Source organism: Rhizobacter sp. P3_B12 (genome assembly GCF_056402895.1).
In genome coordinates, this window is record NZ_JBFUGN010000109.1 from 1 (window position 1) to 10,898 (window position 10,898).

Below are 10,898 nucleotides of genomic sequence, written 5' to 3' on the forward strand. Positions count from 1 at the left end.
CGCAAGGGCATCTCGCACTGGAAGGCGAGCGGCCTCGACTTCTCGCGCATCTTCCACCTGCCGACGGCGCCGGCCGACGTGGCGCGCCGCCAGGTCGAGGAGCAGGACCACGGGCTGGCGCGTGCGCTCGACGTGAAGCTGATCCAGAAGTGCCTGCCCGCGCTGGAGCGCGGCGAGAAGGTGCAGTTCATGGAGGAGACGCGCAACGTGAACCGCACCGTCGGCGCGATGCTGTCGGGCGAGCTGGTGCGCCGCCATCCCGAAGGMCTGCCCGACCACACGATCTTCATGCAGATGGAGGGCACCGGCGGCCAGAGCTTCGGCGCCTTCCTCGCGAAGGGGATCACGCTGTACCTGATCGGCGACGCGAACGACTACACCGGCAAGGGCCTGTCCGGTGGCCGCGTGGTGGTGCGACCGAGCATCGACTTCCGCGGCGACGCGACGCGCAACATCATCGTGGGCAACACCGTGCTGTACGGTGCGACCAGCGGCGAGGCGTTCTTCCGCGGCGTGGCCGGCGAGCGCTTCGCGGTGCGCCTGTCGGGCGCGACCGCGGTCGTCGAAGGTACCGGCGACCACGGCTGCGAGTACATGACCGGCGGCACGGTCGCGGTGCTCGGCAAGACCGGGCGCAACTTCGCGGCCGGCATGAGCGGCGGCATCGCCTATGTGTTCGATGAAGACGGCCAGTTCGCCAAGCGCTGCAACACCGCGATGGTGCAGCTCGACAAGGTGCTGGGCGCCGCCGAACAGGAGGCCTCGGTCGACAAGGCGGTGTGGCACCTGGGCCAGGCCGACGAGGCGATCCTGCGCAAGCTGCTCGACGACCACCACCGCTGGACCGGCAGCCTGCGTGCGCGCGAGATCCTCGACACCTGGGCCGAGTCGCGCGGCAAGTTCGTGAAGGTGTTCCCGAGCGAGTACAAGCGCGCGCTCGGCGAGATCAACGCCGCGAAGCAGGCCGGTGACACGATCGCGAAGGCGAAAGTCATCGAGAAGAACGCCGACAAGGGCGGCCCCAAGTCCAAGAGTGGCGCCAAGGCCTGAGCCAGGCCCAGCCCCAGCCAACCGGAGTAGCGAGAGATCATGGGAAAAGTCACCGGCTTCATGGAGTACGAGCGCCTGGAAGAGGGCTATGCGCCCGTGCAGGCGCGCCTGAAGAACTACAACGAGTTCGTGATCGGGCTCAAGGCGGACGAGTCGAAGGTCCAGGCGGCGCGCTGCATGGATTGCGGCACGCCCTTCTGCAACAGCGGCTGCCCGGTCAACAACATCATTCCGGACTTCAACGACCTCGTGTACCGCAACGAGTGGCGCAATGCCATCGACGTGCTGCACTCGACGAACAACTTCCCGGAATTCACCGGGCGCATCTGCCCGGCACCGTGCGAGGCGGCCTGCACGCTGAACGTCAACGACGACGCGGTCGGCATCAAGAGCATCGAGCACGCGATCATCGACCGGGCCTGGGCCGAGGGCTGGGTCAAGGCGCGCCCGCCGAAGGCGAAGACGGGCAAGAAGGTCGCGGTCGTCGGCTCCGGCCCGGCCGGCCTGGCGGCCGCGCAGCAGCTGGCACGTGCCGGTCACGACGTGACGGTGTTCGAGAAGAACGACCGCATCGGCGGCCTGCTGCGCTACGGCATTCCCGACTTCAAGATGGAGAAGTCGCACATCGACCGCCGCGTCGAGCAGATGCAGGCCGAGGGCGTGCAGTTCCGCACCGGCGTGATCGTCGGCAAGCTGCCCGAAGGCAGCAAGGTCACCAACTGGGCCAAGGAAAGCATCACGCCCGACGAGCTGAAGGCGCAGTTCGACGCGGTCGTGCTGGCCGGCGGTGCCGAGCAGTCGCGCGACCTGCCGGTGCCGGGGCGCGACCTCGACGGCGTGCACTTCGCGATGGAGTTCCTGCCGCAGCAGAACAAGCTGAACGCCGGCGACAAGCTGAAGAACCAGCTGCGCGCCGACGGCAAGCACGTGATCGTGATCGGCGGCGGCGACACCGGCAGCGACTGCGTCGGCACCAGCAATCGGCATGGCGCGAAGAGCGTCACGCAGTTCGAGCTGATGCCGATGCCGCCCGAGCAGGAGAACAAGCCGCTGGTGTGGCCGTACTGGCCGATCAAGCTGCGCACCAGCTCCAGCCATGAAGAAGGCTGCGAGCGCGAGTTCGCGATCGCCACCAAGGAGTTCATCGGTGGCGAGGGCAAGGACAAGGGCAAGCTGCGCGCGCTGAAGGCGGTGCGCGTCGAGTGGCAGGGCGGCAAGATGACCGAGGTGCCGGGCAGCGAGCAGACGCTGCCGGCCGATCTGGTGCTGCTGGCGATGGGCTTCGTCAGCCCGGTCGCGAGCGTGCTCGATGCGTTCGGCGTCGACAAGGATGCGCGCGGCAATGCGCGAGCTGGCACCGATTTCATCGGTGGCTATGYGACCAGCGTCCCCAAGGTGTTCGCGGCCGGCGACGTGCGGCGCGGCCAGTCGCTGGTGGTGTGGGCGATCCGCGAAGGGCGCCAGGCGGCCCGCGCAGTCGATGAATTCCTGATGGGATCCAGCGACTTGCCGCGCTGAGGGCCGATCGGCGGCCGACAAACGGTCGTTCCCACCCGACCGGCAGCGCCGTCGCCGGCGGGGCCTCCGCCTAGACTACGGTCCATGAACGGCGGACACCTCCCCCCCACCTCCGTGCCCTTGCGGCACGGCGGCTTCACCCTCATCGAATTGATGGTCACGGTCGCGATCGTGGCCATCCTGGCGATGGCCGCGGCACCGTCGATGCGTGATTTCGTGATCCGCAATCGCAGTTCCGCGGCGAGCAACGAGTTCATGGGCAGCGTGCTGCGTGCCCGCAACGAGGCCGCCTCGCGCAACTCGTGCGTGACGATGTGCGTCAGCAGCAACGGATCGAGTTGTGACGCTGCCACCCCGACGGCCTGGGGCAGCGGATGGATCGTCTTCCGCAATCCGGCCTGCGATGCAGCGGCCGTGAATCCTGCGGCCGACGACGTGCTGCTGGTGACGGGCGCGCTGACCGCCGACTACACCATCACCGGTCCCGGCGGCCTGATCTTCTTCTCGGCGACGGGCCGGCCCCGGTCGACCGATGTCGGTTCCTTCAATGTGCGCTACCAGACATCGACCCGCTCTTCCAATCGCACGATCTGCGTGAGTCCGCTGGGTCGTACGTTGACAGTGGGCTACGGCGAGACATGTCCATGAAAACGATGCATTCCATCCCTGCCGGTCCGGGCCGCAGCGCGCGCCGATCCTCGGGGTTCACGCTCATCGAAGTGCTGGTGACCGTCCTCATCATGTCCCTCGGCATGCTGGGCATCGCCGCGCTGCAGGCGACCACCTCGCGCTTCAAGATCGGCGCGTGGGCGAGGTCTTCGACGGCGGTGCTGTTCAGCGATTTCGCCGACCGTGTGCGCGCCAATCCGGACGTGGCCGGGCTGTCCTACTTCAGCAGCGGGGCGGCGACCTCGACCTCGGCCTACGCGCTGACCACGAACTGGAGCACGCAGTCGACCGCCGCGCCGCCGGCCGTCTCGACCGACTGCAGCACAGCCACCTGCACCGCCACCGAGCGTGCCGCCTACGACCTGACCATCTGGCGGCAGCAGATCCGGCGCCAGCTGCCGCAGGGTTCGGCGTTCGTCACCGGCAACCGCAGCACCGGCATGACGGTGACGATGATGTGGTTCGACAAGCAGTTCCTCACGGCGAACAACACCCTGGACAAGAGCAAGGCCTGCACTGTCGCTGCAACTTACACCGCTTCTGCGGCCATGAGCAACTGCTGCCCGGATGCCGCCGGTGCGGCGGACGGCGTTCGTTGCGTCAACTTCACCTTCCTCCCATGAACGGCCATCACTTCCCGAAGCGCGCCGGGCGCCGTCCCGCTCAGCGCGGCCTGACCTTGGTCGAATTGCTGGTGGCGATCACCATCAACCTGGCCATCGTCGTCGCCGCCGTCTACCTGTACCTCGGCACCCGCGAAAGCCAGCGCACGATCGACCAGGTCTCGGAAGCCAACGAAGTCGGGGTCTTCGCGCTGCGGGCGCTGGGCCGCGATGTCGTCAATGCAGGCTTCTATCCGGCAGTCAGCTCCGAGGGCAACGAGAACGTCCTGGCGGCCTACAGCAACATCACCGGCTCGCCTGGCCTGCCCGGGTACGCCACCGGCATCTTCGGATGCGAAGCGACGAATTTCAACCTGGTGACCGGCACCTGCGGCACCACGGCAGGAAGCGATGAACTGGTCGTCGCCTACTTCACGAACGACGCGTTCGGCGAGGCTGGCGGCCAGCGCAAGGATTGCAACGGCAACGATGTCGGGACCGCTCCCGTCAACACGAGCCGCCTCGGCACCGGCGCGGCGACCCAGCCGCCCGCCAAGCCACTTCTGGTCGCCAACCACTACCGGCTGGGGGCTGCCAAGACGGTGGTCGTCGATGGACAGACGGCCAGCGTGCGCAGCCTGGAATGCCGCGGCAATGCGGCCGCCTCGACCGGCTACCAGCCGGTGATTTCGAACATCGAGGAATTCCAGGTCACCTATGGCGTCTTCTCGACCAGCGATCGCGCGGTCGACAAGTTCTACACCGCAGCCCAGTTTGCCAGCCTCCCCCTGCCGACGCTGACCATCGACGGCAAGTCGCTGACGCCCTGGGCCCGGGTGGCCGCGGTGCGCATCTGCGTGCTGTCGAAAACCTACGGGGGTCCCAGCCGGATCAACGACACCGCCGGCGCGCTGCGAACCTACCAGGACTGCGAGGGAACGGTGAAGACGCAGGCGCTCACCGACCGTTCGACGTACAAGCTCTACAGCCAGGTCTTCGGCTTGCGCAACTTCCTCAACAAGACGTATTGATTCCTATGCTGCCGCTTCGTCTTGAATCCCGTGTACCGGCGCTGCCGGCGAACCGTCTCGTGCGTCGCCGGCGTCCGGCCCGGCAGCAGGGCGTCGCGATGGTCGTCGTGCTGATGCTGATGCTGGCGCTGATGGGCATCGTCGCGTTCTCGGCGCGCAACGCCAACTTCGGTGAAATGTCGTCGCGCAACCAGCTGGACGGCGAGATTGCCCGCCAGGCGGCGGAGTCGGCCCTGCGCGATGCCGAGCGCGACCTGCTGCTGTCCGACGGGTCGGTGCTGGCGAGCAGCACTGCCAAGTGCAAGCGCGAAGGCGCACGGCCGCTGGAAAGCGCCGTCGCCGGCTTCTCGGCAACCTGCGTGGGCGGGCAGTGCGACAAGGCGCTGAACGACTACAAGACAACGAGCTGGGCTGCCTCGTCCCCCAACGGCGAGCCCTGGTGGCCGCAAGACAAGGGCGGCATGTGGGGTGACCCGTCCACCAAGCCGAAGACCGCGAATGCCGCCACCTGCGCGACCTTCACCGGTGGCGTGCCGCTCGGCCTGTACACCGGTGCGCCGGCGGTTCCCGGCGTGGCCATCCAGCCCGAGTACCTGATCGAACAGTTCTCCCGCAGCAGCGGCCGCGTCCTCTACTACCGCATCACCGCGCGCGGCTTCGGCGTCTCCGACCGCACGCAGGTGGTCCTGCAGTCGTACTTCCAGCCCTTCACGATCAAGTGATCGCCGGCCACGTCGGCTCCTGAATTCATTCGAGGTCTTCCATGCGTCACTTCATTCGACGAACCTTCTGCATCGCGCTGGTCTGGGCCATGATGCCGCTGCCGCAGGCCTTTGCCGCCTCGACGGCCACCGTCTACACGCCGATCAGCCCGATTCCGGCGAATGCGGTGACCTATCCGGCCAAGCCCGCGATCATGCTGAACATGTCCAAGGACCATCAGCTGTTCTACCGGGCCTACAACGAGTTCACCGACTACGACAACGACGGGCAGCCCGATGGCGGCTACATCCACGCGATCCGCTATTCGGGCTATTTCGACACGGGCAAGTGCTACGCCTACAGCGGGACGACCGGCCGCTTCGCCTGGACCGCCGACACCACCGACAAGTACTGCGCCAGCGGCACCGGCTGGAGCGGCAACTTCCTGAACTGGGCGACGATGACGCGCATGGACATGGTCCGCAAGGTCCTGTACGGCGGCTTCCGCTCCACCGACACCAACTCGCTGACCGTGCTCGAGCGTGCGTCGCTGCCGATGGACGCCCACTCGTTCGCCAAGTACTACAACGGCACCGACATCAACCGGCTGACTCCGTACACGGGTCAGACGCAGATCACGATGTGCAACACGACGATCGACGCCAACGGCGCCTATTCGCACTTGACGACGAATGCGCCGTTGATGCGGGTCGCGAGCGGCAACTACTCGCTGTGGAATGCCAACGAACGCCGGCAATGCCGGTGGGGCGACGAAAACGGCTGGAGCAGCAACGGCAGCGGCAACGGCAACAGCTCCGCCGTGACCGGCCTGACCGCGGCCAACGACAATCCGCCGCGCACGGCGGCCCTTTCGGGCGGCAACAACGGCGACTTCATCGTGCGCGTCGAGGCGTGCAACAGCACGCACATCGGCGGCGAGCGCTGCCGGAAGTACCCGGGCGGCAACTACAAGCCGATCGGCCTGCTGCACGAGTACGGCGAGAGCGACCAGGCCGAATTCGGCCTGATCACCGGCTCGTTCTCGAAGAACACCTCCGGCGGCATCCTGCGCCGCAACGTGACCTCGTTCGTCCCCGAGGTGAACACGACGACCGACGGCACCTACACGTCCTTGGTCGGCATCGTCGGCACGATCAACAAGCTGCGCGTCTTCGGCTATGAATACGGCGACAGCAGCTACAACAACAACACCGACGGCACCTGCACGTACCAGCTGACCGCGCTCACGGACAACCAGTGCGCGAGCTGGGGCAACCCGATCGGCGAGATGTTTACCGAAGCGCTGCGCTACCTGAAAGGCCTGGCGCCGGCGGGGGACTACGGGTCGAATGCCGATGCGAAGGGCGACACGATGGGCCTGCCGCACCCGGCCTGGGTGGACCCGTTCACGCGCGGCACGACGACCGATGCGACCTTTGGCTCGCCGCAGTGCCGCCCGATCGACATCATCAACTTCAATGCCAGCGTCGTCTCCTACGACCGCGACACGCAGGCACCGTTCGCCGACCTCAATGCCACCGGTTCGCTGAACAGTTACGTGAATGCCATCGGCACCGGCGAAAACCTGACCGGCACCTTGCGCTTCGTCGGCCACACGGCCAGCGTGGACGACAAGGCGTGTACGGCGAAGACGCTGGCCAACCTGTCCGATGTGGAAGGCCTCTGCCCGACAGCGCCCGCTTACAAGGRCTCGTACAGCCTGGCGGGTGCCGCCTACTGGGCGCACACCAACCCGATCCGCAATTCGACGACGCTGCCGCTGACCGGCAGGGACACAGATCCGAATTTCCACGTCAACACCTACAGCGTGGCGCTGGCACCGGGGGTTCCGCGCATCACGGTGACGACCGGCGGAACGACACCCCTGAAGGCGATCATCCAGCCGTCGTACCTGCTGAACAAGCCGGGCGCCGATCCCGGCAACGGCACGCTGGTCGACTTCCGGGTCGTCAGCCAGACGGCCACGCACGGCAAGTACCTGGTGGTGTGGGAAGACTCGCAACAGGGCGGCGACTATGACCAGGACGCCTCGGGCATCCTGGAGTGGGACCTGAACGGCACGACGCTGAAGGTCACCACGTCCACCTTCGCCGACGCCACTGTCAATCCGCAGGGTTTCGGCTACACGATCTCGGGCACCAACCGGGACGGCGTCCACTTCCACTCCGGTATCCTGAATTTCAGCTACACCGACCCGACCAACCTGCCGGTCACCAAGACCGACGGCACGGCGTACGGCACTGGCGTGAACGCGTCCGGCGGCTGCAACGGCTGCAACAAGAACCAGGCGGCCAGCATGGCGACGTACACCGTCACCGGCAACAGCGGCGGCACGCTGGAAGACCCGCTGTGGTACGCCGCGAAGTGGGGCGGCTACAAGGTCACCTACAACAACGGCGTCGCGGATCTTCCCGATGCGACGAGCAAGTGGGACGTGAAGGACGCGAGCGGTGCGGCGAAGGTCGGCGGCGACGGCACGCCTGACAACTATTTCCTGGTGTTCAACCCGGATCAGCTGGAAGCGGCGCTGCGCGCGGTGTTCCAGGATGCGCTCGAGTCGTCGAACGCGGCCCCGGCCGTCTCGTCCAGCCAGCTGACGACCGGCGGCTTCAAGTACCTGGCCAACTTCGAGATCGCCAAGGTCTCGGGCGACATCGAAGGGTTCAAGATCCTGAGCAACGGTGCGTTCGACAAGACTGCCACCTGGAAGGCCAGCAAGGAACTGACAGCCATCGCCACGAACTCACGCAACGTCATCACCAATGACGGACCGGCGGGCGTCGGGTTCGACTGGGCGACGCTGAACGCGAGGACCAACTACAAGACTGCGCTGACGACCGGATCGGTCATCGCGCAGACGGATCTGCAGGCGGAGGCGACGGTCAACTACATGCGCGGCGACCGCAGCCAAGAGGGCAGCGGCGGCACGAAACCGCTGCGCGTGCGTCCGCTCACCAACATCCTCGGGCCGATCATCAGCGCGGCGCCGTGGATCCAGGAAAAGCCGGTGGCGCGCTACACGGCCGGCAACTACCCGGGATACGGTGCCTACGCCGCGGCCAAGGCCACCCGCAAGAAGCTGCTCTGGGCCGCCTCCGATGACGGCATGGTGCACGCGTTCGAAGCGCCTGCGGAGTCGGCCACGAGCACGCAGACCGGCGGCGCGCTGTTCTCGTATGCGCCGGGTGCGCTGGCGCAGCGCTTCTACGCGACCGGCCAGCAAGGCTTCGCCGTCACGGCGTATGTGGACGGCACGCCGTTCAGTGCGGATGTCTGGATCGACGACACGTCGACGACCAACACCGCCCTCGAGTGGCACACCTACCTCTTCGGCACGCTGGGGCGCGGCGGTCGCGGCGTCTATGCGCTGGACGCCACCACGCCGGACTCGCTGACGCAGGCCAATGCGTCGAGCGTCTTCAAGTGGGAGTTCACGGCCGACCATGACGCCGACCTGGGCTACGTGCTCAGCGACATCTCGGTCGAACCGGGCACCAACCAGCCGGCGCCTGTCGCGAAGCTGAACAACGGCAAGTACGGCCTGATCCTGGGTAACGGCTATAAATCGGCGGGTGGCCATGCCGCGCTGTTCGTGATCCCGGCCGACGGCCCGACCGCCGCGGGGAGCTGGGCCGGCCGCTACAAGAAGATCACCGTGGACGGCACGAGCACCGACAACGGCCTGTCGACGGCCACCTGGGTGGACCTGGACAACAACGGCACGGCCGATGTCGTCTACGCCGGCGACCTGAAGGGCAACCTGTGGAAGTTCGACATCTCGTCGAGCGATACCAACAACTGGAACGTCGCGTACGTCAACCCCTCCAGCGTCGCGCAGCCCCTGTACACCGCGCGCAGCCCCGCCAACGAGGTGCTGCCGATCACCGGTGCGCCGCAGTTCACCTTCCCGTCGATGGGTGGCGTGATGGTGAGCTTCGCCACCGGCCTGGCGAACACCAGCACGGAGTACCCGCGCAACAATGTCACGCAGCGGGTGTTCGGCATCTGGGATCGCCCGGACTTCACGGTGACGCCGAAGACGGCAGCCCGCCCGCGAGCCCTGCCGAGCGGCGTCAGCACGCTGGTTCAGCGCACGCTGACCCGGTCGGCGACGACGGGCATCGTGACGGTGGCGGCCGGTGCGGCGGTGGACTACCTGAACAGTTCGGGGGGTGCCAAGGACGGTTGGTTCATCAACCTTCCCGGCCAGTCCGAGATGGTGGTGTCGAACCTCGAGTACCGGTTGAACAACATCATGATGACTTCGATCCGGCCTCTCATCCGAACCGGCCGCATCGACACCTGCAGCGACCTGCCGCTGGCCACGTTGTTCGTCTTTGACCCGGTCACCGGCCTGCCCAACAGCAATGTGCTGGGCCCGCCCACGCTGGTCAATGGCGTGGTCGACTCCTACACGATCGGCGTCCCGGTGGATGACCAGAAGCTGCGCTTCGCCAACGACCGCACGCCGGCTCCAAGCCTCACCTCGTGCACCGCCGGCGAGGCGGGCTGTACTTGCACGGGCACGGGCGCGGCCGAAGTGTGCACGAAGGCACCCAAGTGCCCGGACGGCTCGGGCAGCCTGCGCGGCATCGGGCGCGATACCGACACCAACTTGTGCTTCTCGCAATCGAACTCCCGGATCCAGTGGCGCGAGGTTCCGGGCCTGCGAACCAAATAACAGGATGACTTCGATCATGAGGATTGACATGCGAAGCGGGACAAGGCGTGCGGGCGGCTTCACGCTGATCGAGTTGATGATCACCGTGGCGATCGTCGGCATCCTGTCGGCCATCGCGTACCCGTCCTATCGCGAGAGCATCGCGAAGGGGCGCCGCGCGAAGCTGACGACGCAGATGCTGGCGGCACAACAGTTCATGGAGCGCTGGTACAGCGAGAACTACGACTACTCGAAGAACACGGCCACTACGTCGGTGAACGATGCCGACCAGTTTCCGAAGCGTTTCRCGAAGGTGCCGCCGGAAGGGGACCAGTACTACACCCTGACCGTGATCGACCTGACGGCCACGACCTACACGTTGAAGGCCGTGCCCGAAGGGGGGATGACCGGCGACAAATGCGGTAACTTCACGCTGGACCAAAACGGCAAGAAGGGCGTGACGGGCACCGCCACCGTGGAAACCTGCTGGCGCTGATCATGCCGAGGGCAGGCCGGGGCCCCGCATCGCCGGGTGCCGGCCTGCTGCCGGCAGCGGTCGCGGCAGCCTTGCTGCACTTCGCCGTGCTGTACGCCGGGGCCGGGCCGGGTCCGGTGTTCACCGGCAGCGATCGGCAGGCACCGATG

Annotated in this window: 8 protein-coding genes; all 8 read left to right on the forward strand. The window is 66.7% G+C overall.

From position 1 onward, the window contains the following. Positions 1–1,050, forward strand: a 1,050-nt coding sequence (locus AC1D01_RS08760; protein ID WP_477865661.1) for a GltB/FmdC/FwdC-like GXGXG domain-containing protein, incomplete at its 5' end; no start/stop codon positions are given. Positions 1,051–1,089: 39 nt separating this feature from the next. Then, complete coding sequence (locus tag AC1D01_RS08765; protein ID WP_477865662.1) at positions 1,090–2,568, forward strand: glutamate synthase subunit beta; 1,479 nt, start codon at positions 1,090–1,092, stop codon at positions 2,566–2,568. An 84-nt stretch (positions 2,569–2,652) separates the two neighbouring features. Beyond that, entirely contained in the window at positions 2,653–3,216 is a 564-nt protein-coding gene (locus AC1D01_RS08770; protein ID WP_477865663.1) for a GspH/FimT family pseudopilin, read from the forward strand. 5 nt (positions 3,217–3,221) lie between these two features. Beyond that, the gene (pilV, locus tag AC1D01_RS08775; RefSeq protein ID WP_477865664.1) at positions 3,222–3,860 is read left to right on the forward strand and encodes a type IV pilus modification protein PilV; all 639 of its coding nucleotides are present in this window, start codon (positions 3,222–3,224) and stop codon (positions 3,858–3,860) included. After that, positions 3,857–4,870: a PilW family protein gene (locus tag AC1D01_RS08780; RefSeq protein ID WP_477865665.1), complete on the forward strand. Its 1,014-nt coding sequence runs from the start codon at positions 3,857–3,859 to the stop codon at positions 4,868–4,870. Before pilV ends, AC1D01_RS08780 begins: the two co-directional genes overlap by 4 nt. Before the next feature lie 59 nt (positions 4,871–4,929). Beyond that, positions 4,930–5,592, forward strand: coding sequence for a pilus assembly PilX family protein (locus tag AC1D01_RS08785; protein ID WP_477865666.1), 663 nt, complete (start codon positions 4,930–4,932; stop codon positions 5,590–5,592). Between the two features lie 41 nt (positions 5,593–5,633). Then, on the forward strand, positions 5,634–10,274 hold the full coding sequence (locus AC1D01_RS08790) for a pilus assembly protein (RefSeq protein ID WP_477865667.1): 4,641 nt from the start codon (positions 5,634–5,636) through the stop codon (positions 10,272–10,274). A 28-nt stretch (positions 10,275–10,302) separates the two neighbouring features. Next, a complete protein-coding gene (locus AC1D01_RS08795) occupies positions 10,303–10,749 on the forward strand; it encodes a type IV pilin protein (protein ID WP_477865668.1) in 447 nt (148 codons plus the stop codon). Positions 10,750–10,898 lie beyond the last annotated feature (149 nt).